We start from the raw sequence: 17,758 nt of genomic DNA, 5'->3' as shown, positions 1-17,758 counted from the left end.
CTCCATCCGCCCTTCCCTCTTGCTACGAATCATTAAGGCCCCCAGCCGAGCCGGGGGTTGTTGTATAAAAAAAACAAGCCTCCCATAACGGGAGGCTTGAAGGGTTGGAGACTTGCAGGCTTGCAGGTTTGCAAGCTTGCGCTGCAACCGAAAGTTCATTTCACTTCATATAGCCAAAATCAGGGATCTCCGTCCATCTCCGGCGCAGCTCGTGGGCTGCCGCCTTGGGCTTGCGGTCACGGGTGAAGATGCCCTTCTTGTTCCCCTGCACCCGGATGATGCCCTGGCTGGTGGCAAAGTCGGCGAAATTCCATACCTGCTCACCCACAAACTCCCGGAACTCATCGAAGACTTCATGATTCGCCCGGTAGAACGCCACCTGATATTCTTCCGTGAACATGATTGGCTCCACATCATGCAGTCCAGCCACGGTATCGGTTCCGTATTCAGTCATCTTCATCGGCTTGCCGGGGCAGCGCCGGGTCCACGCTTCCAGCTCCTGCCGCAGCTTGACCTTCGCCGACTCCAGGTCCCCTCCGTCCACATACCAGCCGTAATACCGGTTGAAGGCAAGCACATCGATCAGCTCAGAGATTCTGTCGTTAGCCGGTGAGGCTTCGATATGCGTTACCAGGGTCACCGGACGGTGCTGCGGATCATCCTCCCGCAGCTGCTCGATCAGCGGCTTGAAATATTCGTACGCCCCATCCTCATAGGAGGCCGGTTCATTCGCTACATTCCACATCACCACGCAGGCATGGTTCTTATCGCGGTTGATCAGCTCACGGATCACCTGCTGGTGATGTCCGAAGGTCTGGACCTCTGCCCAGGTATCCTTCTTCGAACCCCCTGAGAACATCACGAGGAAATTAAGGTCCAGGCCTACTGCCGGAGTCTCATTGATCACGACGAAGCCTTCACGGTCGGCCAGCCGCATCACTTCCTCGGCATACGGATAATGCGCCGTGCGGAAGGAGTTGGCCCCGGACCATTTCATCAGATTGAAATCCATAATATTCGCGGCTTCATCCAGGCCCCGTCCATGGAACGGAGTATCCTCATGTCTGCCGTAGCCCTTGAAGTAGAAGGGCTCGCCATTAATCAGGAACTGCCCGTCCTTCACTTCTACCGTCCGCACGCCGAACGGCAGCTCATAGACATCAATCAATTGCCCGGATTGCACAAGCTCAATTCTAAGAGTATACAAGTAGGCATTCAGCGGCTGCCATAGTCTGACAGAGGGAATATCCAGTACACCGGACGGCTCTCTTCCTGAACAGACCGTATTCCCCTCTTCATCCTGTACCGTAACCCGGATATCCGCTTCGCCGTTAATGTCCACGCTGTACTTGACGATTCCGTTCTCACCAGAATAATCCGTGACCACCGTAACATCCTCTACGAAGGTTTGCGGTGTAGAGTAGATCCGCACCGGCCGCTGGAGTCCGGCAAAGTTGAAGAAATCGAAATTCGGCTGGTTCTTCACCTTAATCTTCCCGTCCGGCCCCTCGGTCTCCGTGTACAGGCCAACAGGCAAAGTGGTGTAATCCACGACGTTATGCACGGCCACGGTCAACCGGTTGGCTCCCGGCCGAATGAAGTCATTGATCACGCCCTCGAAGGGCAGGAATCCGCCGGCATGCTCCATCACCAGGCTTCCATTGATAAATACCTTCGCCTTGTGGGTGGCCGAGCCGAAGCGCAGCACCAGCCGCTCATTCAGGATGCCCGAAGGGAGCGTCAGCTCCCGTTCGTACCACACCCAGCCGACATGATTACGAATCTCCGGGCTTACGCCCAGATCATTGTAAGCCGAAGGCACCGCCATAGGGATTGTATCTGTCAGCTTGGAGGCCTGCCAATTCTCCTCCCAGCCGGAGCCATCGTCCAGCTTGAAATTCCATACCCCGCCCAGATCGAACAGACTGCGGGTTTCCGTCATTATTGGATACAGCACGGTCAGCACTCCTATCTAATCTGTATTATCTGCTGCTTAGGATTTGGAATCGATAATCTTCTGTATTTTGGTCTGTGCGTGCTCGATCGTATCATCGATGCTTTGACCGGACAGCAGCATTTTGTCGAATTCCTCCAGCAGCACCTTCTCCAGCTCAGCGTGATAAGGCACCGCTGTAGCTGCCGTAGTCGGTATAGTATTCTCCAGAACATAGAGCAGCGAAGCCTTGTCGATCATTTCCGGGGTCTTGCTGCCTGCGATAATCCGGTCCACCACATCTTTCAAGTCAGCTTTTTTCCAGGACGGAATATTCTTCCCTTGCAGCACAATCCCCTCGGTGGAGAACCAGCGGATGAAGGTGTAGGCTTCGTCTTTATGCTTGGACTTGCTGTAGATGCTCAGGACATCCCCGCTGACGTTCGAGGACATCGGATCTTCGATCTTCATCTTCGGCAGCGGAGCGAACACGGTCTTGAAGCTGGCCGGAATGGTATCGGTTCCGCCAGTCTCCGGGATCAGGAAGGAGCCGGTGACAAGCATACTGGTATCCTGGTTGAAATATTGCGGTCTGTAGTTCAGCTTCTGGCTGACCACCTCGGAATACGGGGTTGCGGAGCCTTCCGTTTCTCCCCGAAGCCGCAGCTCAAGCGACTTGCGCATGAATGGATTGTTAATATTGGCGGTCTTGCCGTCATCGGTAGTCAGATTCGCATTCACCGCCTGACCGAAGGTCTGTGCCACATAGCCATATTGAATCCAGCTGTGGAAGTAGGTTCCATAACGGGTCTTATCGCCCGTTTTCTTCGTCATCGCCTTGGCGTAATCCATGTACTGATCCCAGGTCCAATCCTTTGGCAGCTCAAGTCCCGCTTCCTTTAGGTGATCCTCGTTGATAATGACCAGACCTTGCGAGGACTTGCCGGGCAATCCATAGATCTTACCGTCAATGCTGGTATCCGCTGTATATTCATCCTTGAAATTAATGCCGTCCTTGGCCAGATAATCATCCAGCGGCTGGATCATGCCGAGCCCTGCCCGCTGGGACAGGAAGGTCATGTTACTGAACATGAGGATATCCAGATCGTCCCCCCCGGCCACCGCCAGGTCGAGCTTCTTATAATACTCGTTGGAGTTGTTATCCTCCGCAGAGGCGAATTCCACCTTAATGTTCGGATGCTGCTTCTCAAACTCGGCAATCACGATATCCCAATTGTCCATTTTTTTGGCATACCAGTTGCTCAGCTTAATGGTTACCGCTTGTTCTGCACCTGCTCCTGCACCCGTTGCCGCCGGCTCCTTCTCTGCATTGCCCGCGCCTCCACATCCGGATACCAGCAGGGATAACAGCGGTACAGCAATGAATAGATTGCGTTTTACTTTTGACATGATTTGGCCCCCTGTAATGTAATTAGTCTAGCCTTTGACACTGCCCATCGCAACTCCCTCAATCACCTGCTTCTGGCCGATCATGAAAATAATTAACAACGGCAGAATGGCCGATACAGCGCCTGCCATCATCAAGGAGTAGAACTCGCCGCTGAAATCAGCGAATTTCCGGATGCCCAGCTGCAGGGTAAACAATGAATCGGAACGAAGGAAGATCAGCGGATTCTGGTAATCATTCCAGGTCCAGATAAAGCGGAGAATCATATAGGTAGCAAGGGCTGGCTGCACCAGAGGCATGGCAATCCGCATGAAGATCGTCCAGTGGCCCGCTGCATCAATCCGCGCCGATTCAATAATTTCATCATGGATTCCAAGGAAGAACTGTCTCAGCAGGAAGGTTCCAAGCACCCCGGAGGCGGCAAGCAGCACCAGCCCGAAATGGCTGTCGAACAGTCCAAGCCAGCGGTACATAATGAACTGCGGAACCAGAATGGCCTGCGTTGGAATCATGAAGGTGGCCAGGACCACCAGAAAGAGCATATCCCGCCCTTTGAAAATGATTTTGGAGAAACCGTAAGCCGCCATAGCGGAGATAATCAGTGACAGCGCTGTAGACATCAGAGTAACCTTTGTCGTATTCCAGTAGTAGAGTGTGAACGGCACGGCACCCGCCCATACCTGCTTGTAGTTCTCCGCCGCATTCCATTTCGATGGAATCCATTCTATCGGATATTTCATGACATCCAGCTCGGGCTTGAAGGAGGCGGAGAGCATCCATAAGAACGGCATGATGAACAGAATGCCCGCAACCCCCATGACAACGGTAACAATAACACGGTTAAGCTTGATCGATCGCATGTATAAACCTCCTAGTAGTTGACCCATTTCTTTTGTCCGACCCATTGAAACAAGGTCACCAGCAGGATGAGGATCAGCAGAATAATGCCCATCGCCGAAGCATAGCCCGACTCCAGATTCACAAATGCCACCTCGTACAGATAGTAGACAATGACGGAGGTTGAGCCTGCCGGGCCGCCGCCGGTTAACACCATAATCAGATCGAAGACCTTGAAGGACCCGACAACCCCTGTGATCAACAGGAAGAAGGACGTAGGCGACAGCATCGGCAGTGTAATTCTGAAGAATTGTCTGAGCGGTGAGGCCCCGTCCACATCGGCGGCTTCATACAGATCCCGTGAGATATTCTGCAGGCCGGCCAGATAGATGACCATATTGAAGCCGAGTGAGGTCCACATCATAATAATCATGACCGAGATCAGGGCGAACTTGGGATCAGCCAGCCACATGGGCGGATGCTCCACCCCGATGGATCTCAGGAAGCCGTTGATCGGACCGTTGTTCGGGTGATAGAGTACTCTCCAGAGCAGGGCAATCGCCACGAAGCTTGAGATGAAGGGCATGAAGTAGATCACTTTGAAAAAGGTTTTGAAATACGTTGCCTTGTTGATCAGCACCGCCAGCACCAGCGCCAGGAACATCGCCACCGGAACGACGCCGATCATGATCAGGTTGTTGTAGAGCGAACGGTGAAAGGACTCGTCCTGCACCAGCCGGGTGTAGTTATCCAGACCGACAAACCCGAACCCGTCCAGACCGGATACAAAGTTCCAGTTCGAGAAGCTGATCACACCGGATAGGAGAATCGGAATAATTACCAGCGTTACGGTCAGAATGAGCATGGGGGCAATGAATAAATACCCTGCAATATTGTCGTAAAAGGATTGCTTGCGCATCTTGCTTATCCCGGGGCTGCCGGACCGTTTTGCCGTCCCCTCTTCAGTAATAACCTCCACTTTATCCACCTCTTTTTATGTTTGTAGCTTTATTATAGAAGGGCAAATTTCATAGCACATGCAACGAATTTATCTGTGGCGAAAACTTTGTATAGCATTATTTTTTCTAAATTGAAAAAATTATTGGATGAGCCGAACCGCAGAATCAAGTACCATAAGTCTGTGAAGGTCTACTACGGGAGGGATATTAATGAAAGAAAAGCACAGGCTCAGTCAGCTCTCCTTCCGGCAAAAGCTAATCCTTACCTCCATCGCCTGCCTGGTCATTCCGGCACTGGGGATGCTATATATTACCAATGTCTATTCCAAGCTGATTATCCGGGAGCATTCCTTGGAGAAGTCCACGCAGTCCCTGAGAATTGTCCAGTCGCAGATTGATGTGATCTTCGAAGAGATGGTATCGGTGTCGAATTTCGTCCATTTCGATCCGGAGATCAAGACCCTGCTGGAGGATGCCAAGACCAATCCCGTAGCAGCGCGGACCCTGACCAGCCGCCTGGAGCAGGTGGCCGGAGACACCATTGATCTGCGGATCACCCTGCTGGACAAGGAAGGACATGCCTATTCCGATTATTCCTTCTATGATTATGATCCCCGGCAATTTCTGAAGCGGCGCTGGTTCGCTACGCTGGAGCAGCTCCCGCCGTATGACACCTTATTTATGGGAGCAGAGGACAACTATCTGACCTCCCTGAAGGCTGAGCAGCCGTATATCTTCATGACAGCGCGTGCCTTAAGAGAAGAAACGACTTCCGCCCCCTACGCTTACCTGATTGTCAGCCGCAGTGAGGCTTCGATCCGTGAGCGGTTTGCTTCACTGGAAGAGGATGTGTATCTGCTGGATGAAGAGGATAACATTCTGTCGAACCGCAGCCATGAGCTGATAGGCACAAGCTTTGACAAGCTGCTGCCTGTAGATGAGCTGGCCTTCCCTGATATCGTCAAGTTCAAGGGGGAGAACCAGCTCCTCCTCTCGCTGCCGCTGAAATATGCCAAATGGAAGTTGATCAGTGTCGCTCCCTATGAGCAGCTGACGGAACGGTTGAACGGGATGAACCGGACCGGCCTGATTATTCAGACAGTGTTTGCGCTCAGCTTCTTGTTCGCGCTTACTGTTCTGCTGCGGAGATTCACCAAGCCCGTGCTTGTCCTGGGCAAGGCGGCGCGCCGGGTCGAGGACGGAGATCTCATGGTCCGCTCGGGCATCCGGGGAACCGATGAGATCGGCAGCCTCGGGCACTCCTTCGATAACATGCTGGACCGGGTGCAGCTGATGCTCAGACAGGTGGAGACGGAGCAGGAATTGAAGCGCCAGGCGGAAATTGCGATGCTGCAGGCCCAGATCAACCCGCATTTTCTGTTCAATGTGCTTAGCTCGATCCGGCTCAAGCTGCTCATGAAGCAGGATGAGGAGAATGCTGCTATAGTCGGCTCCCTATCTGCTATGCTGCGGGCCAGCTTTTCCAGCCGGGAGGAATTCGTCTCGATTGCCAGTGAGCTTGATTTCACCAAACAGTATATGGAATTAATGCGGTTCACGATGAGATATCCTACGGATTATGCAGTGCATGTGGACAAAGAGCTGCTGCTGGAGACAGTGCCAAGGTTCATCCTGCAGCCTATTATTGAGAATGCTTACAAGCACGGGTTCCTGCAGGGCGGAGGACGGGTGGTCATTACCATCGGACTCGTTCAGTCCAGGCTGACCATTCACATTGAGGACAACGGCACGGGAATGGAGGAGCATACGCTCGCCGCCCTGCTTCAGCACATCAGGCAGAAGGATGCGGAGATAGGCGCCTTGAGTGCTGACGGGACGCCCGTGGCTGAGCCCGCTCACGGCATCGGATTAATCAACGTCTACCAGCGGCTCAAGCTAATCTACGGGGAGCGCTTCGAGATGAACATTGAGAGCATTCACGGGGAGCGCACCACCGTACAGTTAATCATGCCCGTGAAGCGGATAGGAGCAGATATTCATGACCTATAAAGTAGTACTAGCAGATGATCATTATCCTGTCCTGGAGTATTTAAGTGCTGCGATCCCCTGGGACACCCTCGGCCTTGAATTGTCGGCTTGCTGCTCGGACGGCAGACAGGCCTGGGAAGCCTGCCAGCTGCATCAGCCGGATATTCTGCTTACGGATATCGGCATGCCGGCGATGAATGGACTGGAATTAATCCGGAAGGCGCGGGAGATGAACCCTCAGCTGCAGACGATTATCCTGTCCTGCCACGGGGAATTCGAATATGCCCAGCAGGCTGTGAAGCTGAATGTGGCCGAATATATATTGAAGGAGAGCCTGCAGATCGATCAAGTGATTGCTGTATTAACGGAGGCGGTAGCCCGGCTGGAGGTGAAGCTGAAATCCCGTAACCACTACCTCCAGATGGAGAAGCTGGTCAGCCAGAACCACGCCGCCATCCGGACCAGGTTCATCCGCATGTTCGTGGAGCAGCCGGTCTGGGATGAAGCCGAGTGGTTCGGACAAGCCGAAGCGATGGGCATCAGCCTGCACCAAGGCACCCCGTATCTGCCCGTACTGGCGGTCCCGGAGCGCTCCTATGAGCTGGAACGGCGGTTCGGCGGAGTGGTGAACCTGCAGTTCGTGATGGATAATGTGCTGCAGGAATTCCTGGAGATCGATGGCATTATCCAGTTCGCGCTGACGGAACGGCAGTTCATCCTGTTCATTCCTTTGCCGCATATCCTCGTCCGCAATCTGTATGAGGAGTTCCGTGATCATTTCCGGCATGTTCAGAGAATGGCGAAGCTGCATTTGCGGATGGGGATTTCCTTCTTTTACGGGGAGGCTACTCCAAGTCTGATCGACATCAAGAAGCAGATTCAGGCGCTGCTGGATTCCCATGCCCTGCGATTCTATACCGCCGAGGGGGCGATTATGAAGTATGCGCCTGTCCAGACCAGCGGCGAGGACCTGTTCGTGCATTATTCGGAGATTCTACAGCAGCTAAGGGACTGCATTCAGCAGGAGGACAGCTCGCAGATTGCGGCCAAGGTCAGGGAGATTAAGCAGTATATCGGGGACCAGAAATATCCGGTAGAGAGTGTGAAGAGCTGGCTGCTCAAGATGGTGATGGAGCTGGAATTGAAATATGTAGTCATGCAGAACTTCGTCAACAACTTCAACAGTGAGCGGCTTCAGCGCTCGATCCAGGAATTCGAAACGCTGGAGCAGCTCATGGAATGGCTGGAGGAATTCCTGAAGGATAAAATACTCATGCTGAGCTCCATGTGGAAGCAGAATGTCCGCAAAGAGGTCGCTGAAGCCAAACGTTATGTCATGAATCATATCAGCGAGAAGGTTGGAATGGAGGAGATGGCGAAGCGCCTGGGCCTGAACCCCACCCATTTCAGCCGGTTATTCCGTCTGGAGACCGGACTGACCTTCATTGAGTACGTAACGAGGGTGAAAATGGAGCAGGCCCGCGATCTCCTGAATCAGACGAACCTGACCATCGTGGAGATCGCGGAGCAGCTTGGCTATGACAACGTCAGCTACTTCATCAAGCTGTTCCGTAACTTCTCCGGCATGACTCCGGCGGAATTCCGCAAGTCGCTGTAGGCGGGAACGGGAGGAAGAATGGGGCATCGGGGTGATGCCGGGAGCACTGACTAGACTACAAGTGAAAGGGAACTCTGCGGGAATACCGGATGGGCAGCGAAGCAATTCCGAGGAACAGCGCCCGCAGCAACCATTAAGTTGAGACCTTCAGAATTCGGCGTATGCGGGCTGTGTGCCGGAATGAGAGGGATAAATCCCTCTGAATTCGGCGTATGCGGGCCGATTGCCGGAATGAGAGGGATAAATCCCTCTGAATTCGGCGTATGCGGGCCGATTGCCGGAATGAGAGGGATAAATCCCTCTGAATTCGGCGTATGTGGGCCGATTGCCGGAATGAGAGGGATAAATCCCTCTGAATTCGGCGTATGCGGGCCGATTGCCGGAATGAGAGGGATAAATCCCTCTGAATTCGGCGTATGTGGGCCGATTGCCGGAATGAGAGGGATAAATCCCTCTGAATTCGGCGTATGCGGGCCGATTGCCGGAATGAGAGGGATAAATCCCTCCCGTCAGCTATCGGGCTGCCCGCCGCTTAGCCGCAGCTTCATCAACCGCCCGCTGGATGCCGGCCAGGGCGGTCTCCAGCGGCTGTCCGGCCAGATATTGATTGACCCCCTCCAGAATCTTCACCTGGAGCGATTCCGTCGATACCGTATGCGGCCAGTATAGGGTCGCATCCTCGCGCGTCACTGCAGCGGCAATGGACGAGACCGAATCGCTGCGGTCCGTGGGCGCCGAGATGACGGATGGCACGGCGAGTGCGCCTGCGGCCAGCTTCTCCTGCGTGGCTCTGCCGTTCATGAACGCCACGAACTGCTTGGCCTCCTCCGGATGCTCCGTCCGGGAGCTGATGACACGGTACGTACCGACATTGATGTTCGGCACCGTCCGCACACTGCCCGGCACCATCATGAAGCGGATATCCTGCGCCGGATTCCGCTCCTTGATGCTGGGAATATCCCAGGTTCCGGTAATGATCATAGCTGCCCGGCCCGTGCCCACCAGGTCCTTCGCCTGCTCATGCTTCAGGCTCTTCCAGTTCGGCGGCACCAGCCCCCGGTCAATGATCTCCCGGTGCTTCTTGATTGCATCGGTGAACACCGGATCATCAATAGTGATCTCCCCGCGCTCCAGCTTCTTCGTCCAGGCGGCATCCGCCCCGTTGTCCGACATGATTGAACCCCAAAAGAACTGGGCCGTAGACCATTCCGCATCCATCGCTACCGGAATCACCCCGGCCTCCTTCAGCTTCAGGCAAAGCGCCAGGAACTCATCCCAGGTGCGCGGGACTGCCAGTCCCAGCTCATCGAACAGGGTCTTGTTGTACAGCAGCCCGTCGCTGTGCATCACTTCAGGAGCGCCGTATACCCTGCCGTCAATAGTTACCGGCAGCAGTGAATTGGGGTAGAACTCCTTAAGGAATTCAGCGCCCGTCAGGTCCAGATACATATCGCTGCGCAGAGCGCGGAATTCCTCGAACAGACTGGGCGACCATGTATCGAATACATCCACCCTCTCGCCACCCAGCAGCCTGATCTTGATCCCTGCCGTGTAATTATTATTCTGAATAAAGTCGGCTTCAATCTTAATCCCGGGATGCAGACGTTCAAATTCGGCAATCGCATCGAAATATACCTTGCCCGCCTGCGCCGTATCCAGCAGATAGCTGGAGTAGCGGAGGGTGACAGGTTCATCTTCACCGGGCAGCTGGCTGGACAGAAGAGAGGCGTCCGTGCGCTCCTGTGCATCACAGCCAGCCAGCACGAAGAGCAGCAGTGCAGCGGCGCACAGTCTCCCGGTTCTTCTTGCCATCATGGGCTTCTCTCCCTCCTTCAGCCATTCTCCCTCTATTCTGACGGACATCTCCGTTTCCCGTCAACGGGTCATCAGAGCTTGCCGCCCGAGGTGGCAATGCCTTCAATGAACTGCCGCTGGAACAGAATGTAGATCAGCAGCATCGGCCAGATGGCCAGCACGGAAGCCGCCATCAGCTCAGGATAGTCCACGGAGAAGGCGCTCTGAATTTTCGCCAGGGCCGAGGAGAGGGTCGCTGCATCCGAGCTGGTGTTAACGATCATCGGCCACATCAGGTCTTTAAAGGAGAAGAGAGCCGTGAAGATGCCGAGTGCAACCAGGCCGGAGCGGACCAGCGGGAGCATGATTCTGGCGAAGGTCTGGCCGATATTACAGCCGTCGATCTTCGCCGCCTCCTCGAGCTCCTTCGGCAGCCCCATGAAGAACTGCCGCAGCAGGAACGTGCCGAAGGCGCTGACCAGCCCGGGGAACAGCAGAGCGAAGATCGTATTGCGCATCCCCAGCGCATCCACCATCAGATATTGCGGGATGATGAAGATCTGGGTCGGCACCATCATCTGGAACAGCACCAGACTGAAGCAGAAGTCACGCCCCGGAAATCTCAGCCTCGCAAAAGCATACGCTGCCATTGCACTGAACATCACCGCGCACAGCACCCGCAGAGCCATCATCGCAAACGTATTCCAGTACAGCATCAAAAAGTTATTTTGCCGCCAGACCTCTATGTAATTCTCCCATCTCCAGGTCCTAGGAAGGAATACAAACGGATTCATGGAGGTCGATTCCGTCACCGTCTTGAAGGAGGTGAGCAGCATCCAGGCGAAGGGCAGAATCATTGCGGCCGCTCCCAGGAGGAGCACAGTGTGGGACAGAATACGGTTATAACGCTTCGGATTATCCATGTTGCACCCTCCTACATGTAGTTGACCCATTTTTTCTGCGCCCGCATCTGAAAGAACGTAATGATCATAATCAGTGTGAGCAGCACCAGTACAACTGCCGAGCCATAGCCCTTGTTCGAGTATTTGAACGAATTATTATAGAACAGATACACCAGCGATACGGTATGATCATAAGCCGGGTTGGTCACATCAATCATCATGTAGATCACGTCGAAGACCTGCATCGCCTGAATGACCGAGGTCACCACTACAAAGAACAGGGTTGGCGAGACCAGCGGCAGGGTGATCATGAAGAATTGCCGTACTCTGCTGGCCCCGTCGATATCAGACGCTTCATAAAAGTCCTTCGGGATCTCCTGCAGACCGGCGAGCAGCAGCACCATATTGTAGCCGATCACGCTCCAGATGCCGATTATGGCGATGGAGATCAGCGCGACACGCGGATCAGTCGTCCAATTGACCGCCGGCAGGCCCACTCTGGACAGCCCGTAATTCATCAGGCCATAATGCTGGTTGTACATCCACCGCCAGACCATGGTGACCGCTGCGGGTGCAGCGACCATCGGTATGAAGTAGATCGTGCGGTACAGCGAGCGGCCCACGAGCTTGCCGTTCAGCAGCACGGCCACCAGCATAGCGATAGCCACACTTGCAGGTACAACCAGCAGAGTATACAGCAGGGTATTACCTACAGCATGCCACACCTGCGGATCATGAATCAGCTTATTGTAATTGTCCCACCCGATGTAGATGTTGCCTTTGCCGAAGTCTCCGCTCTTGAAGAAGCTCAGGTACGCGGTCTGGATAATCGGGATAAAATTGAGCACCAGCAGCCCGAGCATTGTGGGTGCGATCAGCAGCCAGCCCCAGTACCATTCGTTCCGGGTGGCAGCTCCTATTCTTCTCTTCACGGGTTGATTCATGGACTCACCTCTCAAGCGGAAAGGATTTGCCGTCCTTGTAGGGGACGCATCGTTATATTTCAAGTGGAAACGGCTTTGCCGTCCTTTTGAAGGACGGTACCGTTTCAGTGAGAAAGATAAGGATAGTTATAGCGCGAAGCATATAAATTCTTATCTTTCCAGTCAAACCCGCGGCCACCCTCAGGGCGCCGCGGTCCTGTTCTCAAGCTTATTTCTCTTCCGCCAAGCTCTCATTCATCACCTTAGCCGCATTCTTCGCGGCTTCCGCTACCGGTATCTTGCCGGTGAACGCAGGCTTAAGCGCTTCATAGGCCTTGTCTTCCCAGACCGCCGTTGTATTGGAATAGGGACGGATCACGCCATAGCTGACCATATCCACGAAGGCTTTGATGTTGAAGGTCTTGTTGGAATCCACCCACTTATCGGCTGCGCCTGTGTATGCGGAGATCGCTACGCCAAGCTCTGCCTGCCGCTCCTGACCTGCCTTGGAGCTCAGGTATTCCACGAACTTCCAAGCTTCCTCAGGATGCTTGGTCTTGGCATCAATGGCATTGCCGAGGCCGTTATAGATCGAGGCCTGCTTCTCCTTCTTCGGCAGCACAGCCACATCGAAATTCTTAGCCATGTATTCATTCTCCGTGAAGCCGCTCAGGTTCCAGGAGCCGAACAGCCCCATGGCCGCCTTACCGTTCTTCAGCAGATCGGCACGCTCGGCATCGCCGTAGACCTCAGGTGACAATCCCTCACGCACCAGGCCGATATAGAAATCAAGCGCTTCAATGGTCTTGGGATCATCGTAGCCTGATTTTTTATCCGCTGTAATAATGGTTCCGCCGTTCTGATAGACGAAGTTGTAATACCCCTCCTGATTATGCAGCGGAGCAAGAAAGCCGTAGACCCCGTCCTTTGTAAGCGTCTTGGCCGCCTGCTTCAGATCATCCCAGGTCCAATTCTCATCCGGGTGCTGAATGCCCGCCTGATCGAACAGCGTCTTGTTATACCACAGCCCGATCGTGTCAAAATCCTTCGGCACCGCGTACTGCTTGCCGTTCAGGTTATAGATCTGGTTTAGACCTTCCGGGTAATTCTCCAGCTTCACCTCGGTGCTCTTGCCGATCCGGTCTGTGAGATCAAGCAGCATGCCGTTGCTGGCATAGCGGTAAATCTCGTTCGAGTGCATCCAGAAGACATCCGGCAGCGAGCCTCCGGTAGCTCCGGCCTCCAGCATCGTCCAATAATCGGACCAGCCGGTCACTTCAATATTGACCTTGATGTCCGGGTTCTTAGCCTCGAATTCATCGGCGATGGTCCGCAGGCCCTTCTCCTGATTGGAATCCCAGATTGCATAGGTCAGCTGGACCTTCTCTCCGCTTGCTTGCTGTGTTGCCGCCTCTGCAGGCGCGCTTGCCGATGGGGCAGCTGCCTTGTTATTGCCGTTGCCGTTGCCGTTACCGCATGCGGTCAAGGTGGCCGCTGTAAGCAGGATGGACAATACGGCCGCTAAGCCTTTTTTCTTCACTAGAATTACCCCCAACTTCCATTTAGGATATGCTGCATCTGCTGCATCTCCAATGGTAGGCGAACCCCGCCGCTCCCGGAATGGCCGTTTTTTACGGAAACATTCCCTTTTTTGACCAATCCCCGGAAGCGGCAAAAAGTGCACCCGCAGCGGATGCACTTCTTTTACAGACTCTGTTCTTTTTTTGACAATTGCCACTCTAGCCCCGGTATTCCTCAGGACTTATGCCGTTCAGCTTCTTGAACAGCTTGCTGAAATACGCGGTGTTCGGATAGCCCACGCGCTCGGCAACCTCATAGACCTTGACGTTCCTGTCCCTTAGCATGCTCTTGGCCTTCTCCATACGCAGCCGGGTCAGGAAGCTGACGAAGTTCTCGCCCGTCTCCTGCTTGAACACCCGGCTGAGATAGGAGGCATTCACGTTAATCTGCTCCGCCACCGACTGCAGCGAGATATCCTCTGCGTAGAGCCGCATCATCAGCTCACTCGCCTGCTCCGCATAGCTCCGGGAGGATTGTCCCTGCGACATCTGCGCTCTGCACTGCTCCAGATAATCGGTAATGAGCCCGTGCAGCCCCTGCAGACTCTCCTCCCCGAGGATGCTCTCATACAGGGTCAGCCCAGCCTCGTTCGGCTCGGGCAGTGCCGGGAAGCAGGACTGAATGACCGCCAGCATCCTGATATAGACTAAGCGCGCTGCCTGCTTCGTGCAGCCTTCCTGCAGCAAGGACTCCTTCAAGCGGTTCAGGAAGGCTATCGCCTCCCCGCTGCCGCTCTCTGTATCCTGCCTGAATCTGCGCAGGGCAGACTTGTCGAGGTTCAGCCGTTCTCCGCTTCTCTGCCTGCTGCGGGCCTGATCGTAGAAGCACAGGCCGCTGCCGTTCTCCAGGAACAGTGCATCCAGGGCCATGTCGGCCTCCTGGTATGCACGCTTCAGCCGGTCGAAGCCGGAGGCCGGAGCGCTGACGCCGATCGACAGGGTCAGCTTCAGGAAATCCTTCATCGCCTCTTGGATCTTGGCGGCGGCGCGTTCGATCTCCGCGCGCACAATCCGCCCTTCCTCTCCGAGATCAAGCAGCAGCACATATTCTGCGGAATTCATGACGATGATCTCCTTCGCCCGTTTGCGGGGCAGGATCTCCTCCAGAATATTCGCCACTGAATAGCGCAGCAGCTTCTCGTCCTGCTCCACATACTTGCGCCGCAGCTGGTCGAACCGGTTGATCCGCAGCTTCATCAGCACCATCGGCTGATCCGGCAGGCGGATGTGCAGCGCTTCGCGCCGGGCGAGCACCTCTTCGGCGCCCTTGAAGCCGCTCAGCACTTCCTTGAACAGCATCTCCTTCAAATGCTCGATGCTCTCCCTGTAGGACCCGGGCGGCATTCCGGCGGAGCCGCCTACGGAGAGGCGGACGGCCCGCTTTTTGACTGTCTCCAGCACATTCACCAGCTGCTGCGGCTTCATATCGCTCTTGATCAGATAGTCCGCCGCCCCAAGCCGGAGCGCCTCCTGCGCATACTGGAATTCCTCCAGACAGCTAAGGATGACGAATTGCCCGCCGATGTCCAGCCGCCGGGCCTCGCGGATCAGCTCCAGGCCGTCCATCACCGGCATTTTGATATCCGTAATAATCAGATCCGGCCGGTGCGTCCCGGCCAGCTCCAGCGCCTCGCGCCCGTTGGCGGCTTCGCCCAGAATCGTGAATCCTTCATCTTCCCATTGGATGATCGACTTCAGACCGATACGCATCAGCAGCTCATCATCCACGATAATCACACCCAGCATACTCAATAGTCCCCCTTCCTGTCCCGAATGGGAATGGTGATCACGAATACTGCACCCTGCTCCGGGCTGCTCTCGAATGATACCCCATACGGCTCGCCGTATAACCGGCGTACACGCTGATGCACATTGATCACCCCGATGCCGCCGCTGTCCTCTGCGCCGCCCAGCCTGCTGCGCAGCTTCGCAGCCGCCTCAGCGCTCATGCCTGCGCCGTTGTCCTTTACCGTAATGGTGAGTTCTGCAGTTCCGGCCTGTCTGACTTCGATGGACAGCAGTCCGTCCTCCTGGTCGGCAATCCCGTGGAAGATCGCATTCTCCACCAGCGGCTGGATACTCAGCTTCGGAATCTCCTGCTCCGCAAGGGTCTCCTCCACCTCAGAGCGGAATTCGATCCGGTTGAAATATCGCACCTTCTGAATGACGATATAATGCCTGATGTGCTCCAGCTCCTCACGGACCGGCACCAGCCGGTTGTCCGTCTTGGCGGTATAACGGAGCATGGAGATTAGCGCCCCGGTCATCTCGACAATTTTCTCCGACTGCTGCATGGTGGCGATCCATTTGACCGAATTCAAGGTATTATACAGGAAATGGGGGCTGATCTGCGCCTGCAAGGCCCGGATCTCGGCCTCCACCTTCTGCTCCTGCTCCACGTAGATCCGCTCCACCAGCTGCTTCAGCTCTGCAGACATCTGCTCGAACCGGCTGGCCATCACCCCGATCTCATCATTCGAGCGGACCGCCGGCAGATTATCGAATTTCCCCTGCTCCACCAGCGTCATATTGCGGATCAGCTGCTTGATCGGGCGGGTGATCAGATTCGACATGTACACCGAGCTGGCCAGGGCGAACAGGATAAGCACAACAGCGATCGTCCACAGGTTTCGCTTCAGAATGTCGCCTTCGACCGCCAGCTCTTCCACCGGCATATACATATAAGTCTTCCAGTTATGGACCTCGAACGGCGATTGGATGAGAATATAGTTCTTCCCGGCTACACGGACAATCTGCCTGCCGGAACCTGCGGCAAGTTCTTCCTCACGCACCGGAAAAAGTGTCCTGAACGGCTTGCCGATCAGGTTATAATTGTTGTTGAATATAATCCTGCCGCTGTCATCGGTAACGGTGAAGGCAGAACGGTTGCCTGCCTCCATCCGCTTGTTCAGCCGGTTGATGAAATCGATGTCTACACTTACCGCCATAACGCCGAGCAGCTTGCCGTTCTCCATATCGAAGATTTTGCGCAGATTGTAGATCGTCCAGTTGTTATCCGCCTTGGTCTGCCGGTCCAGCCGGGTCGGCAAATCCCGCGTAATATCGTCAGAACGCAGGAATTCGGTGAACCAGTCCTCCTTGCGGGGGTTGTAGGTATAATCGACAGGCTTGTTCGGGGCCACATAGAGATCGCTGCCATTCACCAAATTGTAGACATAGATAGAAATGGCGCGGTCCTTCATTGTTATGTAGTTCATCAGCAGCTGCGTGGCCTGTAGCTCGTTCGTCACGGAGCTCTCGTGCAGATAGTTCTGCACCGGATAATTCTCCTGAGAGACGGCAGAAATGTAGCTGTTGATTCCATAGCTGGCGATAAGCGAAATCTGCTTGGTGTCCTCTAGGAATTCCTCAATGCGGATATTCGACTGTCTCGTCACATCGGCCAGCAGGTCCGTATATTTGCGTTCAAGCATCTGCTGCGAGGAGATATAGGAGTTCACGAACAGGATCACAACCGGAATCAGAATGGCCAGCAGAAAAAAGAACAGCATTTTGTTCTTCACGCTCACAAAACGGCGGCTGGGCTTCAAGGGGAAGGGTGCTTTCAAGTCATAACCTCCGGCAGCAGAGTTTTGTGGAATACCTTTAATGATAGACTCCCGGCTGCGTTCCCGCCACCCTGCTCTGCATGTCTTTTTTTTACTCTTTTCGTTCCCTTTTTTACATGTACCGGAATTACGGAGGAAGGGCTGGAAGAATTCTGCGGCTACCGCTCAAGCTCCCCGGGCTGCCCGCTCCAGGCAGTAACCCAGACACGTAAAGAAAAGAACAAAAACAGTAAAAAAGCTTGATTT

General features: G+C 54.6%; 12 protein-coding genes. 2 read left to right on the top strand and 10 right to left on the bottom strand.

What is annotated here, in order from left to right; translation table 11 throughout:
- Positions 1–160 precede the first annotated feature (160 nt).
- Genes uidA through MKX63_RS24560 form a run of 4 tightly spaced genes read right to left on the bottom strand, consistent with a single transcriptional unit; the run spans position 161 to position 5,097 of the window.
- Positions 161–1,957, bottom strand: a complete 1,797-nt coding sequence (gene uidA, locus MKX63_RS24575) for a beta-glucuronidase (RefSeq protein WP_341020772.1) — start codon at positions 1,955–1,957, stop codon at positions 161–163.
- Positions 1,958–1,993: 36 nt separating this feature from the next.
- Complete coding sequence (locus tag MKX63_RS24570) at positions 1,994–3,343, bottom strand: ABC transporter substrate-binding protein (RefSeq protein ID WP_341020770.1); 1,350 nt, start codon at positions 3,341–3,343, stop codon at positions 1,994–1,996.
- A 27-nt stretch (positions 3,344–3,370) separates the two neighbouring features.
- Complete coding sequence (locus tag MKX63_RS24565; RefSeq protein ID WP_341020769.1) at positions 3,371–4,201, bottom strand: carbohydrate ABC transporter permease; 831 nt, start codon at positions 4,199–4,201, stop codon at positions 3,371–3,373.
- Between the two features lie 11 nt (positions 4,202–4,212).
- A complete protein-coding gene (locus MKX63_RS24560) occupies positions 4,213–5,097 on the bottom strand; it encodes a carbohydrate ABC transporter permease (protein ID WP_445323564.1) in 885 nt (294 codons plus the stop codon).
- 250 nt (positions 5,098–5,347) lie between these two features.
- Between MKX63_RS24560 and MKX63_RS24555 the strand changes: the two genes are divergently transcribed.
- Together MKX63_RS24555 and MKX63_RS24550 are read left to right on the top strand one after the other, a co-directional pair.
- Positions 5,348–7,147, top strand: a complete 1,800-nt coding sequence (locus MKX63_RS24555) for a sensor histidine kinase (RefSeq protein ID WP_341020766.1) — start codon at positions 5,348–5,350, stop codon at positions 7,145–7,147.
- A complete protein-coding gene (locus MKX63_RS24550; RefSeq protein ID WP_341020764.1) occupies positions 7,137–8,744 on the top strand; it encodes a response regulator transcription factor in 1,608 nt (535 codons plus the stop codon). Before MKX63_RS24555 ends, MKX63_RS24550 begins: the two co-directional genes overlap by 11 nt.
- A gap of 513 nt (positions 8,745–9,257) precedes the next feature.
- Here the strand turns inward: MKX63_RS24550 and MKX63_RS24545 are convergent.
- From MKX63_RS24545 to MKX63_RS24520, 6 genes are all read right to left on the bottom strand, one after another.
- Positions 9,258–10,559 (bottom strand): ABC transporter substrate-binding protein, encoded by a 1,302-nt coding sequence (locus MKX63_RS24545; protein WP_341020763.1) that lies wholly within the window; start codon positions 10,557–10,559, stop codon positions 9,258–9,260.
- 71 nt (positions 10,560–10,630) lie between these two features.
- Positions 10,631–11,461 carry a carbohydrate ABC transporter permease gene (locus tag MKX63_RS24540; RefSeq protein WP_341020761.1) on the bottom strand — a complete coding sequence of 277 codons (831 nt, stop codon included), beginning with the start codon at positions 11,459–11,461 and terminating at the stop codon, positions 10,631–10,633.
- A gap of 11 nt (positions 11,462–11,472) precedes the next feature.
- Entirely contained in the window at positions 11,473–12,384 is a 912-nt protein-coding gene (locus tag MKX63_RS24535) for a carbohydrate ABC transporter permease (RefSeq protein WP_341020760.1), read from the bottom strand.
- A gap of 208 nt (positions 12,385–12,592) precedes the next feature.
- Positions 12,593–13,903, bottom strand: a complete 1,311-nt coding sequence (locus tag MKX63_RS24530; RefSeq protein WP_341020758.1) for an ABC transporter substrate-binding protein — start codon at positions 13,901–13,903, stop codon at positions 12,593–12,595.
- 199 nt (positions 13,904–14,102) lie between these two features.
- The gene (locus tag MKX63_RS24525) at positions 14,103–15,689 is read right to left on the bottom strand and encodes a response regulator (protein WP_341023249.1); all 1,587 of its coding nucleotides are present in this window, start codon (positions 15,687–15,689) and stop codon (positions 14,103–14,105) included.
- A gap of 2 nt (positions 15,690–15,691) precedes the next feature.
- The gene (locus MKX63_RS24520) at positions 15,692–17,512 is read right to left on the bottom strand and encodes a sensor histidine kinase (protein ID WP_341020755.1); all 1,821 of its coding nucleotides are present in this window, start codon (positions 17,510–17,512) and stop codon (positions 15,692–15,694) included.
- Positions 17,513–17,758: the final 246 nt, after the last annotated feature.

It is taken from the genome of Paenibacillus sp. FSL R7-0179 (assembly GCF_038002265.1).
Classification (GTDB): Bacteria; Bacillota; Bacilli; order Paenibacillales; family Paenibacillaceae; genus Paenibacillus_AQ.
Note: the sequence above shows the minus strand (reverse complement) of the source record. Positions and strands in the feature narration are given on the sequence as shown.